Annotated in this window: 14 protein-coding genes; 1 reads left to right on the top strand and 13 read right to left on the bottom strand. The window is 45.3% G+C overall.

What is annotated here, in order from left to right; all coding sequences use genetic code 11:
- Positions 1-3 precede the first annotated feature (3 nt).
- The 10 genes from QZ998_RS14275 to QZ998_RS14230 all read right to left on the bottom strand — a co-directional run bounded on the left by QZ998_RS14275 (position 4) and on the right by QZ998_RS14230 (position 7,622).
- Positions 4-798 (bottom strand): site-2 protease family protein, encoded by a 795-nt coding sequence (locus QZ998_RS14275; protein ID WP_296561513.1) that lies wholly within the window; start codon positions 796-798, stop codon positions 4-6.
- Between the two features lie 8 nt (positions 799-806).
- Complete coding sequence (locus tag QZ998_RS14270; protein WP_296561512.1) at positions 807-1,691, bottom strand: phosphatidate cytidylyltransferase; 885 nt, start codon at positions 1,689-1,691, stop codon at positions 807-809.
- The gene (locus tag QZ998_RS14265) at positions 1,675-2,385 is read right to left on the bottom strand and encodes an isoprenyl transferase (RefSeq protein ID WP_296561511.1); all 711 of its coding nucleotides are present in this window, start codon (positions 2,383-2,385) and stop codon (positions 1,675-1,677) included. The genes QZ998_RS14270 and QZ998_RS14265 overlap by 17 nt, the downstream gene beginning before the upstream one ends.
- 418 nt (positions 2,386-2,803) lie before the next feature.
- Positions 2,804-3,454: a helix-turn-helix transcriptional regulator gene (locus QZ998_RS14260; protein WP_296561510.1), complete on the bottom strand. Its 651-nt coding sequence runs from the start codon at positions 3,452-3,454 to the stop codon at positions 2,804-2,806.
- Between the two features lie 101 nt (positions 3,455-3,555).
- Positions 3,556-3,939: a Rid family detoxifying hydrolase gene (locus QZ998_RS14255; protein ID WP_296561509.1), complete on the bottom strand. Its 384-nt coding sequence runs from the start codon at positions 3,937-3,939 to the stop codon at positions 3,556-3,558.
- Positions 3,940-3,994: 55 nt separating this feature from the next.
- A complete protein-coding gene (locus QZ998_RS14250) occupies positions 3,995-4,825 on the bottom strand; it encodes a Cof-type HAD-IIB family hydrolase (RefSeq protein ID WP_296561508.1) in 831 nt (276 codons plus the stop codon).
- Positions 4,826-4,957: 132 nt separating this feature from the next.
- Positions 4,958-5,596 carry an ABC transporter ATP-binding protein gene (locus QZ998_RS14245; RefSeq protein ID WP_296561507.1) on the bottom strand — a complete coding sequence of 213 codons (639 nt, stop codon included), beginning with the start codon at positions 5,594-5,596 and terminating at the stop codon, positions 4,958-4,960.
- A complete protein-coding gene (locus QZ998_RS14240) occupies positions 5,581-6,378 on the bottom strand; it encodes an ABC transporter permease subunit (RefSeq protein ID WP_296561505.1) in 798 nt (265 codons plus the stop codon). The genes QZ998_RS14245 and QZ998_RS14240 overlap by 16 nt, the downstream gene beginning before the upstream one ends.
- A complete protein-coding gene (locus QZ998_RS14235) occupies positions 6,350-7,336 on the bottom strand; it encodes an ABC transporter substrate-binding protein (protein ID WP_296561504.1) in 987 nt (328 codons plus the stop codon). The genes QZ998_RS14240 and QZ998_RS14235 overlap by 29 nt, the downstream gene beginning before the upstream one ends.
- A 28-nt stretch (positions 7,337-7,364) precedes the next feature.
- On the bottom strand, positions 7,365-7,622 hold the full coding sequence (locus tag QZ998_RS14230; RefSeq protein ID WP_296561503.1) for a TM1266 family iron-only hydrogenase system putative regulator: 258 nt from the start codon (positions 7,620-7,622) through the stop codon (positions 7,365-7,367).
- 462 nt (positions 7,623-8,084) lie between these two features.
- Here QZ998_RS14230 and QZ998_RS14225 point away from each other — a divergent pair, with 462 nt between their 5' ends.
- Positions 8,085-9,848, top strand: a complete 1,764-nt coding sequence (locus QZ998_RS14225; RefSeq protein WP_296561502.1) for a S8 family serine peptidase — start codon at positions 8,085-8,087, stop codon at positions 9,846-9,848.
- A gap of 142 nt (positions 9,849-9,990) precedes the next feature.
- Here QZ998_RS14225 and QZ998_RS14220 read toward each other — a convergent pair whose 3' ends face one another.
- From QZ998_RS14220 to QZ998_RS14210, 3 genes are all read right to left on the bottom strand, one after another.
- Positions 9,991-13,458 (bottom strand): FtsX-like permease family protein, encoded by a 3,468-nt coding sequence (locus QZ998_RS14220; protein ID WP_296561500.1) that lies wholly within the window; start codon positions 13,456-13,458, stop codon positions 9,991-9,993.
- Between the two features lie 184 nt (positions 13,459-13,642).
- Positions 13,643-17,338, bottom strand: a complete 3,696-nt coding sequence (gene addA, locus QZ998_RS14215) for a helicase-exonuclease AddAB subunit AddA (protein ID WP_296561499.1) — start codon at positions 17,336-17,338, stop codon at positions 13,643-13,645.
- Entirely contained in the window at positions 17,322-20,702 is a 3,381-nt protein-coding gene (locus QZ998_RS14210; protein ID WP_296561498.1) for a PD-(D/E)XK nuclease family protein, read from the bottom strand. The genes addA and QZ998_RS14210 overlap by 17 nt, the downstream gene beginning before the upstream one ends.
- Positions 20,703-20,903: the final 201 nt, after the last annotated feature.

Below are 20,903 nucleotides of genomic sequence, written 5' to 3'. Positions count from 1 at the left end.
CTCCTAGGCTGCCAGCCGCACAATATCATTCACCGCAATCAGAACGGCCAGGGCAATCAGGGCAATGAATCCAAAATAGTTGATCTTCAATTCCCATTCCGCACTAAGCTTCCGGCGCACTACCATTTCAATCAGGATAATAAAAATCCGGCCGCCGTCCAGGGCTGGTAAGGGAAACAGGTTGATAATCCCCAGATTGACACTTAACATGGCGGTAAAGGCCAGTAAAATAATCAGGCCACTTTCTAAAAAAGTATCGACCATCGACACCATGCCAATCGGACCAGCCAGCTGATCCAGACCCACCTGACCGGTGAACAGCATCCCAAAGCTTTGAAAAATCAGGCCTGAAAACCGCCAGGTATTTAAAAAGGCCGTGCCGATGGCATCAAAGACGTTGGTATGACCGGTAAAAAAAGCCACCACAATCAGGCAGACTACGGCAAAGATAATGTTCATCGCCGAACCGGCCACCAATACCAACAGCTTTTGCCCGCGGCTTTTTGCTTCATAACTGCGGGGATCAACGGGGATTGTGGGATCTTTGGGAATCAGGTTTCCTTCTTCGTCAAATGCTGGCTCTTCGCCCCGCATTTTGCAAAATCCGCCCACCGGAAAAGCGCGAATGGTAAAGAGGGTTTCTTTACCCTGGCGGGCAAATAATTTCGGACCCATGCCAATAGCAAACTCTTCGACGAAAATACCGGTTTTCTTTGCCACGATATAATGACCCAATTCGTGAACAATTACCAGGACACACAAAATCAGTAATGTAATGAGGATGGTATATAAATTCAAATTTTCACCTACGCGATGCCAATGGTTAATTTGGCAAATATATAAATCAAAGGAATGATAAAGAGGATACTGTCAAAGCGATCCAAAATCCCTCCATGACCGGGTAAAATCGTACCAAAATCTTTCATTTTGGCTTTTCGCTTGATCATCGATGCTGTCAAATCCCCGCATTGTCCGGCAATGCTTCCAAAAACGCCAACAATCATGTATAAATACCAGGGTAATACGAAACTGAAGTAGGAACTGAGAATCGTTCCATAAAGAATCGTGCACAATGCCGCGACGACCACCCCGCCAACCGAACCAGCAATGGTTTTTTTGGGACTGATTAACGGAGCAATCTTTCGATTGCCAATCGATTTTCCGATAAAATAGGCCGCCGTATCGGTTGTGAAAGCAATCACAAAAATCAGCCACATATAATAGGCCCCCTTATTGATCGTTTCAAAAAGGAACAGGTGGCCAAACATGATTGGCACATAAATTAATCCCATCAAGGTGGCGCTGCTACGTTGAATCCCGACATGGCCTGACAAAATTTCATAACAAAAAATGACAATAAAGGCGACCAGTAAAACCGGCATCAGAAAAAAATAATCCAATTTGATGGTCGTCATCACCATAATCGCCAAAACGATCATCAGAAAGACGTTTATTTTTGGACGAATCATTTTGTTAATCGCTCGAGTATACTCCATTGTCCCGACAAAAGCCAGGAAGGATACCCCCATGACGAGGATAAATCCCCCAGTATACAAAATAATAATCAGTAACGGCAGACCAATCACCCCGGTCCAGACCCGGGTTTTCATGGAACTTTTTTCTGCCCGCCTGCTTTCTGCTCTGGATCGTTCCGTCTGGCGGTTCTCCAGCTTGTTATTCAGTTGATCCATAACGCCGATTCCTTCTCTGATAATTTTCGATCATTTGATAATAGCTGGCGACCTCAAAATCTGGCCAATAGATGTCAGTAAAGATAAATTCTGAATAGGCCATCTGCCACAACATAAAGTTGCTGAGTCGGCTTTCACCGCCAGTTCGAATCAGCAGATCCGGATCTGGTTGATTCTTAGTATAAAGATGTTCGCTAATCTGCGCTTCGGTCAGTGCTTCCGGGGCAATTCCCTGAGCAATCAGATGCTTGACTGCCTGGAGAATTTCAGCTCTGCCGCCATAGTTAAGCGCAATATTAAGTACCAATCCGGTGTTTTCCGCGGTGGTAGCCATCGCCTTGACCGCCGCTTCTCGGACTTTTTTACCAAGACCATCCAGGTCTCCAATGACGTTGATTTTAACATTGTTTTGATGCAATTCGCCAACTTCTTTATGAAAATACTCAACCGCAATATTCATTAGACCGTCCACTTCTTCGGGACTCCTTTTCCAGTTTTCGGTCGAAAAGGCATACATTGTGATTATTTTTATACCGGCGTCTGATGACGCCCGGACAATTTTTTTCATTGTTTTCATGCCGGCATTGTGGCCAAATAAGCGGGGGCGATTTTTTGCTTTCGCCCAACGGCCGTTACCGTCCATGATTATGGCTATATGCTCAGGCAGATTATCTTTATTTAACTGACTTGTCATATTGCACCCCTATTTCTATTGTATTTACGCATTGTCATTTCACACTTTGCTTTTTTTAATATTATATGCTATTTTTTAAGATTTGTAAATTTTATCACCCGGTGATGGAATCAAACAAGCATTATTTAAGACTAGCTGATTTAAGAGGCTGTTAATTAAGAGGCGATGACGAGACCTTAATTTTGATTGGTCGGGCGCGCCCAAAAAAGGAAAAACCTCAGGCACAGCCTGAGGTTCCCCTGGAAATTATTGTGAAAATGAGAATTATTGATATCAATATAACATCTTTTAAACAAAAAGTAAACGATTAAATGAAAATTAATTTATTTTTATTTTTATTAAGGTTATCCTTAATCCTTTTAACGTTCAGGTTACACGTTTATCCGTTACTTTATTGTCGGATAATCAATCATATTGATCAGGTCTTATTTTTTGTCAATGACAGGTAGCGATACAGCGTCGGCACCGAAACCCCCATGCATTTGGCCAGATACCAGATGGTTCCCTTGACTGAAAATGTTCCCATTTGATCGAGTTTACCGACCAGTTCGACTTTTTCATCCTTGGATAAATGCTTCAGTTTTTTAAGTAGCTCCTGGGAAATATGGTTCAGGTTATTATCGACCAGTTCTTTCACATCAATATTTATTTTTTCTGGTCCTTTTTCTTTTTGCTCATTTTCAACGATCGGTGGCCGAATCATCTTATCTAAAAGATTCCGGGCTGCAATCAGTTCATGACAATCAGAGTTGATGCAGATCATCCCAATGAGCAGCTCATTTTCATCCTTGATAAACCAGGATGCTGATTTGATCGATTCTTTTTTCTTGAATTTTTTGGGATCGTTATTCATATACGGCACTTTTTCATGCACCTCACTTCGAAGAATTCTTAAGTTAGTTTCTGTAATCGGATCGCCAACCTTCCGTCCGCTAATATGGCCATTGCGAATAGCCACCACCGAATGATGCCAGTCAGTCATATCATGGAGAACAACTTCGGTATTTTCTCCCATAAATTCGGCTAAAAAATCTACCAGGGTCAGATAATTCTGCAATTTTTTATTCATGATTTCCCTCTCTTTTTAGTCAAGAAGATACCCATGGCCATTAACCGTAGCGGCATGACCATGGGCTCTTGAATTATCCTTATTTTTAAAGTTTTGACGAGTTATTTAACTGCGATCGCCTCAATTTCGAAAAGTGCGGCCATCGGTAAGGCAGCCACCTGCATACAGGAACGGGCAGGATACTCGGCCTGACCTTCAAAAAAAGTAGCATAAATATCATTGACAACCGCAAAGTCAGCCATGTTTGCCAAAAAAACCGTGGTTTTAACGATATCCTGACGACTCAATCCGGCCGCTTCCAAAACAGCATTGAGGTTAGCCAAAGCTCTTTTGGTTTGTTTTGCCACCCCTTCTTCTAATTGACCAGTTTCAGGAATCAGACCCAGCTGACCCGAGGTATAGAGGGTCTCTCCAACTAAATAAGCATGGGAATAAGGACCCACTGCTGCCGGTGCCTTGTCGGCAATAATTGCTTTTTTATTCATAATGATCTCCTTAAGGTTATTATAATTAATTATCCTAATATATTACTATCCTTCACTAAACCAAAACAAATTTCTCAATCGCATCAGCGACCCCATCTTCATAAAAGGGTAGGGTAACATGATTGGCGATCGCTTTGATTTCCTCTGACGCATTCCCCATCGCGACACTGAGGCCGGCAAACTCCAACATTCGCAGATCGTTATCGCTATCTCCGATTGCCATTACATTGCCCGCTTCCAGTTTTAGAATCCGACAAAGCTGTTTTAAGCCAGCCCCCTTATTGGCCAAACGATGATTGACCTCAATATTGTTAGCAATCGCCTTTGTCAGGGTCACCCCGTGAATTTGGGAAAACTTTTGCCAAAGTACCCGATGGTTTTTTTCACTGAGCAGAGGAATGTTTATTTTTTCAATCTCAGACGCATGTGCGATCGTAAAATCGAGGACATCATCAACTGCTGTGGCATTGCTGCGAATAAAAGCAATCAATTCCTTTGACAGTTCATTCCGTTTACTAATCATTTCAAAATAGCGCCGTTCACCATAGGATTGGCCCTGATAATAAATCTCACAAAATATGTTTCGGCGGGTCAGTGTCTTCATAATCTTTTTGACACTGCCAGACCCCAGGTAATTACTGCTAATCACTTCTTTGGTCTTTAAATTAGTGACAGCTGCCCCATTTGAGGTCACGGCATAATTAATTCCTGGAATGCTCACCACCGATTCCGGCAATTGTCCTAGGATACGTCCTGTCGATGGTACCACATGGATACCTTTGGCAATCGCCTTTGCCAGAACATTCCGGGTTCTGTCTGAAATCGACATATAATCTTTTTGAAGGGTGGTACCGTCCATATCTAGTGCAATTAGTTTTATATCCATGGATTACCCCATTTCTTATTCTTGATATTTTTACTTCTATGTTAACTTTGTGGTCATCTTTAGTTTAACATAAGAAAACAAGTATTTCATCAGGTAAGCCTTTACATTTTTTTATTATTTCTTATCGACTTGTTACTTAAGGATTTCTTTTTGCAGAATCTGAACCGGTTTGTCCGAAAAGGTCAGGATGACATGTGCTAAACGTCTGATTTCATCTTCATTATGGCTAACGAAAACCACCGTCCGTTTATCCTGCTCCCAAATCTTTGAAAAATCTTCAATCAGCCGGTTTTTTAGCGAACAATCGAGACTGCTAAAAGGTTCATCCATCAGTAGCAATTCGGAAGGATATAGAAAGGCTCGGGCAATCGCAACCCGCTGGCGCATGCCGCCGCTAAGTTCCTGGGGATAATAGTCGCCGACTGTCGCCAATCCGACTAATTCCAGCATCGCATCAATATCCCCTTCATGTGATCCTGGTTTTTTTATCGCTTTTTCGTTAAAAACAAAGCGCAGGTTTTCCCGAACCGTCCGCCAGGGCAACAACCGCGGCTCTTGAAAAATATAGGAGATCGCCTGGGGATTAATGCCTTCAATCATTCCGCTATCTGGCTGTTCCAAGCCGCTGCAAAGATTCAAAAGGGTGGTTTTTCCGGCTCCGGAAGGCCCCAGAATTCCAGTAATCTTATTTTTTTCAAAAGTCAGATTAAAGTCTTCAAAAATAGTTTCTTGCCCATATTTTTTATCCAGATCCTTTATGATAATCGACATTGGTCACCCCCCTTTCGACTATTTCCGATCACTTGGAGGGTGATCTTTTCAATCACCAGGCTACAGATCACAATCACCAGAGTCCAGGAAAAAAGCAAATCCGTTTCTAAATATATTTTTGCATAATAAAGATTCATCCCGATCGATGGCAGGGCATTGGCTAATACCTCGGCCGTAACGGTAACCTTCCAGCCGAGGCCGATCGCGTTCATTAAAGCTGAAACCGCATAGGGTTTTATCGAGGGCACATAAATATCGCGGATGATCTTTGTCTGCTCAACATTATAAAGCTTGGCCATCTGCAGCAGCTTTTGATCGGTGGCTCTTACTCCCTGCACGACATTTGTCCAAGTTACCGGAAAGCAGATCAGAAAGGTGACCACCAGCGGTACCAGTCCCGAGGCAATCCACAGATTAATCAGAATAATAACCGAAACCACCGGCAGTGACTTAATGGTGCTGACAAATGGATTCATCGTTTCAAAAAAAACTTTGTTGAGCCCGCCCGCCAGTCCTAAAACCAGACCCAGCGCTACCGAAATAAAAACTCCCCCAAATACCCGCAACAGGGTAACGCCAATACTGACAAAAAACTCAAAATCCCCAGCCAGGCTAATTACACCTTCCAGGGTTTTAAGCGGCGATGGCAGCACCAGTGGGCTGTTCACCCACCGGGCTGCCAAGCCCCAGAGCAGCACCCAGAAAAGCGCCACTCCGGTCTTGCCAATTATTTTTTTTGTCGTTTTACTCCGTTTATTTTCCAAGAATGTAGAAATCTTCACCAGGAACTTTTCCTCCAACAGCTTTTGGTTCGAATCCTGCTAAGATGGTGTAATAGTCGTTTAGCGATTGCTGGGCATCCTTAGCGGGAATAAAAACGATATTGCAGTTTGGAATCGCCTTCTCGGCCAGTGCCGCATCGGCCATAATCCCGGCAGCGACAATATTTTTAGCGCCTTCGGCGGGATTCTCATTGACGGCATTGACGGAGGCTTCATAGGCTACCATAAATTGTTCCAGCACCTGCGGATTAGCTTCTGCCCAGTCCTTATTGACAACAACCGCGGTCATCTGCAATTGCGAACCATTGCTGGCTTCTTCCCAGGCTTTTGATAGATCCACGGCAACTTTGATGGTTGGTTTCTTAGATGTAATGGTGGTCACAAAGGGTTCCGGAATCATTGCGATGGTGGCCTGGCCAGCGGCTAATTGGGTCACGGCTTCACTATGTTCGGCAACATAATTAATGGTGACATCGACCCCTGGGGTTAATCCATTTTTCTCTAACAAATAGTTTAACACATATTCCGGTGTTGACCCCTGGCCGCTGGCAACAATCGTCTTGCCTTTTAAATCAGCGATATTGGTAAGACCGGCGGTTTCATCGGCGACAATATACAATACCCCGAGGGTATTGACCGATCCCAGAACAACCTGGCCCTCAGTTTTATTAAACAGTACCGCTGCTAGATTGCTAGGCAGTGCGGCAATTTGAAATTCACCGCTGATAACACTGGCGGTCAACTGATCTGGTGCACCGGCCACGGTAAATTCGGTGGTGACATTTTCACCCAGGTCGACGCCGTTAACAATCATTTCTGCCATCCCCATCCCGGTTGGTCCAGCCAGGGTGCCAACCTTTACGGTTTGGGGTTCGGCCGGTTTTGCCTGACAAGCAGTAAAAGCAAGGATCATCACCATCATCAAACCAACCAGTACAAATATTTTTTTCATCTTCATTTTGTTACCCACTTTCTTTTTCGTCCTTTTAAAATTCTTTTTTTGATACTGTTAATTTTGAATGTACTTCTTTTAACTTACCCAACTGACCGTTTAACGAATTGATCTGGTTCATATTCCCGCATAAGGTAAGGCAAACAATCGATATCCCCTTATCTGAAAGCGGTAAGCCCATCCGGCCAATGACTAAGGCTTGATAGGATGCAATAATCCGGTTAAAATCTTCCTGTACTTCTTTAGGATTTTCTAAAATAGCGGTGAGTACCGCCACGCGTTCGATGATCAACCACTCCTCTCTGATTTCTTATCATAAAAACAAAAAACTCCCTGTCAAGAACAGGAAGGCATCGAAAATAATCTGCTGATGCAGATTTGCATTTTAAACTTATTCCTTCCAAATCAGAACTTCTTTTCTGTCAGGTAAACAGATACATTCAATTGATTCTATTTTAACATTTATTGCCTTTATTTGAAAGAAAAAGAAGGTGGAAAAATTCGACTTTTGCTTTAAAGGCATTATCAAAAAAAAGATCTTTTTCCTTTAATGAAACGACCATCCAGCTTAATAAACCTATTCGCAAATCAGGCTTTAAAATTCCCGATTCATCCCTCTCTTAAAGGTTTTTTCAGCTTAGATCTAAGGTAATCCCGATCTTACTATGTTATAATCTTAGCAGTAACTATCGCGTCTTAAAAGCCGTGTTCTGGCGCACACGATGGCTGACTCATCATTATTCAAGGAGATCCCATGAAACCAAAAGTAAAACTTCGCCTGCTTTTTTTCGTTATTGTGCTGGCAATGCTTTTTCTGTCAGCACCAATCCTGGCATATGAATCAATTAAAACCAGTGATATTCCCAATTCCAGTGAAGTGAGTGTGAACAATCAGATGATCATCAACAGCTTGTCCGAACTTCCTGATGTCGACAATCGTGGTAATATTGGGCAGCAAGTCGTTATTATTTACAAAAATTCCAGCTCCTTTAATGTGCAGAGCCTGTCTTTATCGACCAATCAAATTGCCAGAGGTGAAACCGTATCTGATCGGGTCGATATTCTGGAAGTAAAAAATGATGTCGATATTGATGCATTTATTAAAATGATTAATGAAAACCCCAATGTTTTGGCGGCTGATCGCAATGATATTTTAAAAACCTATTCACTGCCCAATGATCCCTATGTTACCGATGGCAAAGCCTGGCAATTTCAAGCCATCGGCAATGATAAAACCTGGGATCAGGTCACTAATGACCAAACCATTGGGGTGGCCGTTCTTGACACAGGAATAAATACCCGACACCCCGATCTGACCGGCCGCATTATTAGCGGTTATGACTATGTTACCAAAAGTACCGAAGTGATCGATCAGGACGGTCACGGAACCCTGGTTAGTGGGTTTATTGCCGCTACTGCCAATAATGGTATTGGGCTTTCTGGCGTCGCCGGCACCGCCGATATAAAAATTGCGCCCTACCGGGTCGGCACTAAAGGCCTCTCGGTTGCCAATATTTGTGCTGCTCTAATGGATGCCGCTGATCGCTCCGACATCAAGGTGATTAATATGAGCTACGGCGGTTATGAATACAACACCAGCGAAGCCGCCGCCATTCAGTATGCCAGTGATCGCGGTAAGGTGCTTGTGGCTTCTTCGGGCAATGAAGGCGAATCATCTGATCCAGAATCAGGCTTGTCTTCTTATCCGGCTTCCTACGATGGCGTTATTTCGGTAGCTGCCACCACCCGTTCCAATGACTGGGCCTCTTTTTCACAATACAACGACAAGGTCGATCTGGCTGCCCCCGGTGAAGATGTTTATACCACTTCACTGACTGGCGGTTATACCAATGATAGCGGTACCTCTTTCGCTTCGCCGATCGTTGCCGGTGCCTGTGGGGTATTGCTGGCCGCCAATAGTGAGCTCACTGCCAGCGAGGTAGAAACCGCATTAAAAGCAACTGCCCTGGATCTGGGTGATCCTGGTAAGGATGATTATTTTGGTTATGGTTTAATCCAATTGGATCAGGCTCTTGCCAAGGTAACAACCGATAAACCCTTAGCCGCCTTATATAAAACGCATATTCAAAACCTTGGTTGGGAGAAGGAGTTTAAACGAAACGGTCAACTCAGCGGCACCTCGGGTCTAGGTTACCGTCTGGAAGCGATCAGCATCACCTTGGATAATCCCGGTTATGACGTTGGTGTTTCCTATCGAACCCATATTCAGGATATTGGCTGGCAGGACTGGCGTGATAACGGTGATCTTAGTGGCACCTCAGGCGAAAGCCGCCGACTGGAGGCAATTCAGATTAAACTGTTCGGTGCCGATGCCAATCGGTTTGATATCTATTACCGTACCCATGTCGAGAATTTAGGCTGGCTAAGCTGGGCGGCCAATGGCCAACAATCCGGCAGCTCCGGCTACGGCTACCGGCTGGAAAGCATTGAGATTATGACGGTTCCCAAAGACACTCCTTTTGATACTTCTGGTGATTCGTTTCTCATCAGCCCCTAATGATCTTGTGCAATAATTTAATTTACTGATTTCGTTTCAGCGTAAAAATATAAAGCCGGTCGGAAATGCTAAATCTCCGATCGGCTTTTTTATTTTGAATTGAATTTTTATTGAATTCGATTTTTATTTATCTTGTCCATCGTTACTCAATCGACTTTAATGATTCTACCATGCTGATCCGTTTAATAATTGGTGTCATCAGAATATTAACGATAAAGGTAAAGGCCAGGGTGAAGACGACCGAGTAAACAAAACTGGTGGGCTCAATACCACGGGCAAACATTGCGATATCGGTTTCGACAGTGTTGATAATAAACCCGTTAAGCAGGACTCCTAAGAATAAGCCGACAACAATTCCGATCGCCGATAGCACGATATTCTCACGGAAAATATACTTATATACTTCCATGTCGTAGAAACCCAGCACCCGGATGGTAGCAATTTCGCGAACCCGCTCGGAAATATTGATATTGGTCAGATTGTATAAGACCACCGCTGCCAGCGCGCCAGCGGAAATCAACATCACCACAACCACAATGCTTAAACTACTGAGACTGTCTGATGACGATTTGACAATATTCCCGGTGAAGTTCACTGCCACCACTCCATCGCGAGCCAGCCAGTCATTGGCAATGGCATTCTCCAGATCGGTGTTGGTGTCGGGAATATTGACGTAGGCCATATTCACTGTCAGCTCTTTGCCAAAGGCCTTTTCATAAACCGCCGGTGACAGATAAAGATAGTTTTCCAGATAATTTTCGGTGATCGCCCCTAAAACTACCTCGTGACTTTCATCATCATTGTAGATTCGGATGGTGTCGCCGACCTTCAGCCCCAAACTATTGGCAACTTTTTCTGATAAAACGGCTCCTGCCGCTTCCAGATTAATCGCCGTCTCGGATTTACGATCTTGCAGATGAATAAAATTTTTGATCTGCGCAGCGGTTTCCGGCACAAACAGATAGGCGGCCTTGCCATTGCCGGTGCCAGTTTTTTCTATCGTCATTTTAGACTGATGCGCCAGGATATTTTCACTAAAGCGGGGATCATTATCCAATATTTTTTTGAAGTCAGCCTTTTCGGTTAAGGTCGCTTCATTCTTTAAGGCCATATAACCATCAAAGACGGTTATGTTTTCAAATTGTCGGGGGATCATTGAGAAGATCGCATCCTGGAGGCCGAAGCCAGCCAGGATCAGGGCAGTACAGCCGGCGATCCCAATCACCGTCATGAAAAACCGACCCTTATAGCGGAGCAAGTTGCGAGCCGTGACCTTTTCAATAAAACCCAGCCGTTTCCAGATAAAGGGAATACTCTCCAGAAAAATCCGTTTTCCGATCTTGGGTGCCTTGGGACGCATCAATTCCGATGGATGTTCCTTAAGTTCATAATGGGTCACGATCAGTGCCGCCGCTACGGTACATGAAATCGCGATGACACAGGAAATGATCAGCGGCATCCAGGGCGGTGCGATGATTAAATCAGGAACCTGATAAAGCAGGCCATAGGCTCCGGCAATTAAATGCGGCAGCGTGTTGATACCAACAATCAATCCAATCAAAGAGCCAATACTGCCAGCCAATAAGGCATAGATAAAAAACTTTGAGCCAATCTGACTATGTCGATAACCCAAGGCTTTCAGGGTACCTATCTGGGTACGCTGCTCTTCCACCATCCGGGTCATGGTTGTAAAGGATACGAGTGCTGCCACCAGTAAAAAGATCAGCGGAAATACCCCCGAGATATTGTCAATCCGCTGGGCATCTTCGCCGTAACTGGCATAACCGGGATTATCATCGCGATTGAACAGATACCATTTTCCAAATTCCAGATCATTAATTTTTTGCTCAGCCTTAACCAGCTCATTGGCAGCGTTGGCCAGTTCGGCCTCACCTTCTGCCCGTTTTTTATCCAACAGGGCTTCCCCATCACGGAGTTTTGACCAACCAGCATCGAGTTGGTTTTGGGAGCCAATCAGGGTATTCAGCCCTTCTTTCCGACCCGCCTCAAAGGCGGCGATTCCAGCCGCGAGCTGCTTTTCGCTGTCAGCCAGGAGCGCCCATCCAGCCTTCAACTGGTTTTCACCATCGATCGCTGCCTGGGCCAGCGCGGCTTCGGCCTGAGGCAGGCTTGTTTTTAATTCGGCCAACTGATTAATCATCCCCGTCAATTGAGCCTGAAAGGCATAAATAGCCTCAAGACCCTGCTGAATTTCGCCTTTTCCTGCGTAAGCCTGAGCTAAACCGGCTTCAAGCTCAGTAATCTGGCTGTTAATTTCAGCTAATTGGGTTTGCAGCTCCGCCAGCTGAGTCGGATAATCTGGGGCGGCAGGATCGAGACTCTCAATTTGGGCTTGTAGTTCGGCTCTGAGGGCGGTCAGATTAGTTAATCCTGCTTGACCCTGGGCAATCTGCTTTTCCAGCTCGGCCATCTGGGCTTGCAGTTCCGGCAACTGGCCGGAGGGATCCTGAGCTTCCATTTGCGCGATACCGTTCTTTAAATCGGCAATGCCTTGACGCAGGGTTTCCAGTTGAGCCTCCCCCTTTGCCAACTCCTCTTTTAAGGTATCCGCCCCACGAATCAGATCAGCCTCACCCTGAATGATCTGCTTGCGGGCATCGGCAAGCTGTGCCTGGGTGCTGGCAATGGTTGTCTTGTATTCATTCCAACCGGCACTGAGGGCGGCCTCACCGTCAATTAACTGGTTTCTGGCATCAATTAAACTGGCCTCTCCCTGGGCAATCCCCTCATTAAACTGGCTCACCCCATCATTATATTTGGCTCGTCCCTTATCCAGTTCGGCTTGAGCCTTAAGCAAAATATCCTGATGATTGATTTCCAGCTGCAAAAGACCGACGGCTTCCAATTGTTTTTCCAGGTTAGCAATCACTTCGTCGTAGTCATCAGAAAATGGGTAAATCCCGTCGGTGGTAGCCTGAGACAAGAGATACACCTCGGTAAACCGCTCAAAGGCAAAATTCTCGGTGGCAATAAAACCATAGTAATCGACGGTACCCCGGCCGACCGAGGTGCTCCCCCGCTCAATCGAGACAAACTGAGGCGATCTGACAAAACCGACGATCGTGAACTGATCCCCTTTAATCGATTCGGATAGGGCTTTATCGCCAAGCTCCGGTGATAACTTAATCGTTTCGCCGAGCTGGTAAATATGGCTGGAAACGCCCATCCCCTGATCTTCCTGGGGCTTCTCCAACAGCATTTCGCTGGCGTTTTCGGGCAAGCGCCCGGCCACTAGCAGCGGTTGATTCAAGGCCTGATCCTCCTTAAAGGCCATCAGCTTGATGACCGGCCGTTTATCGCCCCGCTCAATGATCACGTCGGCCGAATAGCTGGGCATTACGGTCGCCACTCCGGGGGTATTTTGAATGGCATCGACATCTGCCGGCAAAAAACCGTAGGTGGAGACCAAGCGCATATCCATCAGCTGCTGGTTTTGATAATAATCACTGACTGTATATTTCATGCTCGGGCCAGTTGTTTTAACCCCGACAAAAAAGCAGATGCCGAGCGCAATGATGGCAACAATCGATAAAAACCGATTGAGCGATTTTTTTATTTCTCTAAATGTGTCTTTCTGCAAAGCTTTCATTAATATGTCCTTTACAATAAAATTAATTCGTTTGCGCTGCTACTGATGATTAATTAGCGACATCTTTGGGAAAAAGCCCTGTTTGCTGTCGGATGCTATTAGCTAAGCGCAGATTATTTTAATATTTTATCATCTTTTGTTTAAGAAAACCCCCATTCCCAGCTAAAGTAATCCCTTGTGATCATTAAATACTGATATATTCTGCCATCGTAATCAAGGCGATTATTTTTTCCTTCACGGGAATTCCGGTTAATTTTGTTAAGGCTTCCGCATAAATATTGATCTGAATTTCATAGCCCTTGATTATTTCTTGCCGCTGACGGGGATCTTTAAAATAATCGGTCTTATAGTCGATAATTACCCATTTATTATCTTCCATAAAGGCACAGTCAATGATCCCCTGAACAATAATTTTTTCCGGGATATCGACCCATTCTGGCCGAATTTGTGCTGGCGCATAAGCATAGTTAAAGGCGATTTCCCGTCTGACTTGTTCGGCTGACAACAGCCTAATCCCCAGCGATGAGGTATAAAAGCTGCTCAATTTTTCGACACTGATCGTTCTGGCCAATGCTTCCGGCAGAAATTCTTTGTCGATCAGGACTTCAATTTCCCTGGTCAGATATTTTTTTAGAAATAGTGGCAAGGCCGACTCGTCATTGTTTAATAATTCGGCTCGGATCGGGGCTAAATCGACCAGCTCCAGCAACAGGTGGAGCGCCGATCCCCGTTGAGCAGCCGTGAAATCGGTCTGCTTCTGTTCTAAAAACTTCGGTTTCTCCTGCTTTTGTGAAAGCCTCCTGATTGTTTGCCGCTGATCGGTCTGATCGCTTTTGTGATAATCTTTGATTTCAGTCACACTCATCTTATTGGGGAGTTCGTTCGCTGCTCTGGCTGGATAAGAAAAATTAAGGCGCTGCTGAATGGCCTCCCGATCAGCCTGAGAAATAGCGATTGTAAGCTTTTCTGGCTCTGCCTCAGGATTCTCTCTCCCCGGGTCGACCGCTGGCGCCTGAGTGACGCGATCCCTTGGCCCGTCCACTTCCGCTTCTAATATTAACTGATCGAGCCGATGGTAAGCGATCCTAAAATCCGCCAACTGCAGCTCAGCTTGCGCCGGATCCCGGCCAGCTAATAAACCCATCATCACCCAGTCTAGCAGACTGGCAGCATTGAGAAGATGGTACTCATCCGCTTCATTATGCCATTTTTGCCAGGCTTTATCGCGGTTTTTTATCGTCCCGACAATCACCAGCTTTTCTTCGGCCCGAGTCATTCCGACATACAGCAGCCGCATTTCTTCGGAGAGCATTTCTAGATTGCTCTGCGCCTTGCAGACCTCTTTGGCCAGTGAATTATGTTTATAACGTTTTTCCAAATTGACATAGTCCGGACAGATTCCCAAATCCTTATGAAATAACACCTGATCGTAATTACTGCGCTTATTAAAGCCTTTCCCAGTTCCAGAAAGAATAACGATCGGAAATTCCAGCCCCTTGCTTTTATGAATCGTCATCAGCCGCACCACTGCCTGATGATTACCGACCATCGCTGGTGGCGAAATATCCTGTTTATGTTTTTTCATGTTTTCGACAAAGCGGATAAATTGATACAACCCTTTAAGCGTCGATTTTTTATAGTCGCCAGCTCGCTTAAGCAGGATTCGTAAATTGCACTGCCGCTGCTGACCGCCGGGAAGGGCACCGACAAAGGCATAATAACCGGATTCCAGATAGATTTTCCAGAGGAAATCTTCCACCGGCATCAGCTTGGATTGGTATCGCCAAGTGGTCAGTTTTTGATAAAAAAGCGCTAGCTTTTTCGACAATTCGTCACATTCCTGCTGACAATAGGCTTCAACCGCCTGATAAAAAAATCCCTGAGGGTGGGCAATCCGCAGCTGGGTACATTCGGTGGTGGTAAAATTGCCAATCGGTGAAGTCATGATACTCAGTAGCGGCAGATCCTGATGCTGGTTATCCATCAGATTTAGCAGGTTTAGAATCATCGTGATTTCTAACGACTCGTAGTAATTGGTGCCACCATCAAAATAGGTGGGAATCCCCATTTCGCTAAAGACCTTGAGATAGACCTCCCCGCGTCCGGCGACACTCCGCATCAGCACCCCAAAATCGCCATAGTTGATGACTCGCTCCTGATTATTTCGGGTATCAAAAAAAGTGGTTCCTACCAGGGATTGAATTTTTTTAGCGACAAACCGGGCTTCTACTTCAACTGCACTTAAATCTTCCTGGTCTTCCGCATCAAAGGCTAGCAGGTCATCGGCTTCCTGTTTTTGTACATCAATAATATCGATCTCTGTTTTTTGATAGGGTCCTTGATGGGGCAAGCCCTTATTAAGCCGCGCCTGTTGGTCATAATTAATTTCCCCCAGGCCGGCACTCATGATCTTTTCAAAAATGGCGTTGACCGCATTGATCACCCCCTGGGCAGAACGGAAATTTTGATTGAGGGTCACCAGACTGTTCTTGGGGTTTCCATCCTTAGCAAAGCTTTCATACTTGCCGATAAAGATGGTCGGATCGGCCAGCCGAAATCGGTAGATGCTCTGTTTAACATCCCCGACCATAAAATAATTATCATCGCGGACAATCAGCTTTAGGATGGTTTCCTGCATTTCATTAGTATCCTGATATTCGTCCAGAAAAATGTAACGATAGCGTTGGCGAACCTCATTGGCGACTTCCGGATCCCTTAGAATTTTAAGCGTCAACTGTTCCAGGTCATTGTAATCGACCAAATTTTTCTGGGCTTTTTTAGCCTGAAAGGCGATCCAGAATTTCTGAGTCAATCTCACCAAGTCAGCCATCGGTTTTTTTAGATCTCTTAACTCCCGAACCATTTCATCGATATTGATGGCAAAGCGTTTCTGTAGTTTGACGATACTGGTTTTGGCTTCATCGCGATATTTTTTGATCTGCTCATTGTGTTGCTTATCCTGTTTGGCAGCTCCTTTAAAGCGCTCGTAACTCAGGTTTTTCAAGTCTTCCAGTCCCTGTACCAGATCGCTGTGGATCGCTTCTTTAAGAGTTTTAAGCATTTGTAGCTCGTTTTTCATCTGCTCATGGGTTTTCTCAAAACCGGCCGTGTCGCTAACTTGACTGGCTTTGATGGCTGAATCGATGGCGCCCTCAAGCTCAGTTTCTATTATTCTTTTTAGAGCGCTTCCCCACACCGAGGCTAGCAGGCTTTTTACATCGCAATCAAACAGCGCTAAAGCCTGGCGGCACCAAGTCTCGGGGTTGGGCTGGGTGGCCAGAAACCGATACAGGCTTTCAACCGTGTCTTTTAAGGCCTGATCATTTTTATTACCACTGTATCTTTCGATTAGATCGAGGAAGTCGATCGACTGTTGATCTTTTTCCTGATCTTTTTTCTGATCCTGATCCAGTTGATCCGGGCTATTCCTCGTGATCGCCTGCTGGTATTCGTCTTCAAAAACCTCTTCCAGGGTTTCTTTGAGCATCAGCGCGATTTCGGTATCATTACCAATGGCAAAACCGGGGTCAATGTCACCCTTATGAAAATACTGGCGTAAAACGCCCAGGCAAAAAGAATGAAGGGTCGAAATCGAGGCACCTCCTAAGATATTCATTTGCTTCATTACAAAGCTACGGTCATTTTCGGGATTTTCCAGTTCTTTGGCCAGCGCCTGACTGAGCCGATTCTTCATTTCGCCGGCCGCTCCCCGGGTAAAGGTTAGAATCAGCAGTTCCTCGACGCCGACCTTTTCTTCAAGGATAATGCGAATAATTCGCTCAATTAGCAGGGCTGTTTTACCTGAACCAGCGGCGGCTGAAACCAGCATGTTGGTTTTACGGTTTTCGATCGCTTTTAGCTGATCACTGGTCCATTTCATCGGTTACTCCTTCCTCGATTAATCTAAAAAACTGGTCTTTCTTCATTGCTGCTTTGAGCACCTCATAGCCGCCCCGCGTGATTGCCTCATCAAACTGGCAGATACCCTTGTAATCACAATACTGGCAGGCATAGTCATGACCTTTTTTATAGGGGCGGACTTTAATATCGCCCTCATAAATGTTTTTAATCTGACGAATCACGGTTTTTCGGACATAGTCGATGATGCCCACAAATTCGTCCTGGTTTAACATAAATTCCGACCGGTAAACCGGCAGGATATCTGACCTTTTGCCATCGGCGTCATGATCCATAGCGGCGATGACCTTTTCATCATCAAGCAGCAGACCATTAAGCTTAAAGGACTTATTAATGACAGCCTCGACATTCTCACCAAAATCCAACCGCGGCATCGGATCATCGACATAAAAGTAGAAGGTTCCGCCCGGCAGGATATCCTCAGCATCAATAACAGTCATGGCACCATCGAGATACACCAGCAATTGCAGTGACAGGCCATAATAAATATCGTCATAACCCAGCTTCTTGCTGCCGGTTTTATAGTCGATCACCTTGACCCAGCTTTGACCATCTTTTTGATAGAGATCCAGCCGGTCAATTTTCCCATAGATCTTGACCTCGCCCAAGTTTGCATCCGGCAGGCTTAACTCCTGCTCAAAGCAGAACTCGGTAGCCTGGGGTTCAAAATCCCCGGCACAGAGCTGGGCAACCAAAATATCAATCGATTTTTTCCCGACCCGTTCCAGTTTTTTTCCCAGATACTGGTTTTGTCCGGTACTGTTAAAGACATTGGTTTTTATCTGCGGCAGACAGCTTTCCATCACCCCTTCTAGCAGGGTATCCCGCTGATTTTTAGGCAGGCTACGCAGATTCAGTTTTTGTTGGTGGACTTCCCGAAAAAATCCGTCAATCAATTGATGGAGCAAGGTACCGATTTCCGGGGCGGCAATATTATAAACGGGCCGGCTCTCCGGTTTTAAGCCGTATCTGACATAGTGCGAAAAGGGACATTGTCGGTAGGTTTCCAAGCGGGTAATACTGGTTCGCAGGTTTTTGCCGTAAAGCACTGCGGCTTCCGAACCCGTCATGGCTTGAGAAACCCCGCTATAGTTTAGGGCTTCTGTCAGATTGCCAATCATTTGTTGGTAATCCGAGTTGTTTTGATACCAGTCCCACACCGCTTCCCACAGCGCCTCTTGCTGGTCTTGAACCGCCCCGGCCGCGGTCCTCTTATCGCGAAGATGGCTAATCAGATGCCATAAAGTCGCATCGGGACTACTGAGGCTATTCCAGAATGCTGCCACCCCATCGTTAAGGGTTGATACAATCTCGATCGTCGGAAAGACTCCCAGAATTTGACTCAGCAGAATGCTGGGCTGCTGGCTGTTGCCTTCCATGTCGGCTAAAGCCCAATGAAGATCCAAACGAGATTTAGGTTTAGATAACAGATCATAAACCAAAAATCGTTCCTGATCCATTTGAAAACTGCGATTATTTTGCAGCCGGATCTGGTGGGCGCCGAGAATCTGTCGTTCCAGATCTGAGAAAAGGTTGGGCTCGGTGCCAGTTCCCGGAATTTTCCCTTCGTTTAAGCCAAAAACAATCAATACCTCAAAAGCCGAGCTACGGCTCCGCCGTAAATCGGTGATACTGACATAATCCCGATAGGGTGGAATGATTCCCAGTCGATAGCCCTGAAATCCACTCTTTAAAATCCGCAGATATTCTTCACTAGTCACTTCATCATTTCCCATTGTTTCAACAATCTGATCAAAGACTTCCATTAAGATATTCCAGATCTGGTGGTAGATTTCCATCGCTTCATAATTACCGGATTCAGAAAGCTGTTCCACCAGAGTCGCTATTTTTTCTGGTGTTTCAATCACCACCAGAAATTCATAAAGCGCCCTGGTATAATCCTGACAGCTTCGGCCAATCTTCATCGCCGCTTTTAGCTGGATCAGCGGCGTGATCAGTCTAAGCCGCAGTGCATTAAGGATATCCAGCTCCAGCGCCGGGTTTTGGCTGATTTTGGTAAATTCCTTTTCCCATTGTTTGCCGCGGATGCCAAACTCCAGCGCATAGTTTTCCAGATCTTCGCATTCTGACAGGCTAATCGGTGAAAATCCGGTTTTAACAAAACCAAAGACATCATCAAAACGGTAATTATTCTGGATCGCCTCTAAGGCCGTCACAACCGCCTCGACCAGATGATTATCGCCAATGGCGCGCAGATCATCCATAAAATAGGGGATATGATACTGGGCAAAAATGCGCTTAATGATGGATCCATACTCTTCCAGATCGCCAGCCAGCACCACCATATCCCGAAAGGACAGCCCTTCCTCCCGGATCAGCGCCAGAATTTTTCGGGCACCCATTTCGACCTCTTCCCAGCTATTCTGGCATTGGGTCAGGCTGATATTATTTACGGCTTGCTGGTATTCCAGCTTTGGATAGGCAAAGAGATTCGCTTCCAGATGGGTAAGCTCTAAACTTTTTTGATTCTGCTGATTGTTTTGATTGCTTTGATTCTTTCGGGATATTTTTTCCACTTTAAATGAAACCCCAGCTCTCGCTCCGATTTCTTTAATGGATGCCATGGTATTGGCTGTTAATAAAAAAACTTCCTGATCCCGTGCTGAGGAATCCGGATCCCAGGGCAGCGCAATATGGATTTCCTTGACCGTTTCAACCAACTGTCCAATCATCCGATAATCCTGGGCTGAGAAATTCTGAAAGCCATCAATCCAGATTTGACTGTTTTTTAAAAACGTTGCCGAAGCTATCTTTTCACTGACAAAATTGCGAAAGTCTTCTTCATCCTTACGGTCGTTTCCCAACAATTCCTGAAAACGGCTATAAATTTTTATGACATCTCCAAGTTTTTGGGGCATGATGCCATGACTTAGTGTCTTTCTGGTTTCTTCCAAATCTTTAGGGGCAATCTCATTTTGTTTTAGTTCAGCAATCAGATCTGAAATACTGATCAGAAAACCGGGCTTTTTAACACTGGAACGGTATATGGTCAATTGTTCCTGAATGTCCCCGAGGGTTTTTTGGAGCAGCATATTTTTGCCGTGGCTATCCATATAGGTCTTAGTAAGCCCACCAGTTTCCTGGAGCACCCGGTTACCCAGCCGTTTGGGACTCAGCACTTCGACATCAAGCAGTCCGGCCAGATGATTATACTTAATCAAGGCTTCTTCGGCACCCAGGGTAAACTGTTCTGGAACCATTAAATAGAGTTTTTCTTTGCCCGCATCCAGCGCCGCGCCGATCTGCTGATAAACCGCCTCACTCAACACCTGAGATTGCCGGCCAACGATCATTGTAATTCCCATCGGGTTTTCCTTTCTAATTCTTTACATCACTGATTATCGACTATTTTAAAAAATCACCATCCCTTTTTTAAAAGATGGTGATCAAAACTGTCGATAAAGAATACAGTAGTACCGACAATTGTTACATCATGTTGTTTGCGTCAGAGCGGACACAGCAGAGCCTGTCCGATTCTGCGCGAAGGCAACGAGCCAATCACAAGC

Source organism: uncultured Acetobacterium sp., from assembly GCF_927416815.1.
Lineage (GTDB): Bacteria > Bacillota > Clostridia > Eubacteriales > Eubacteriaceae > Acetobacterium.
This window is presented reverse-complemented; position numbering and strand designations above follow the sequence as displayed.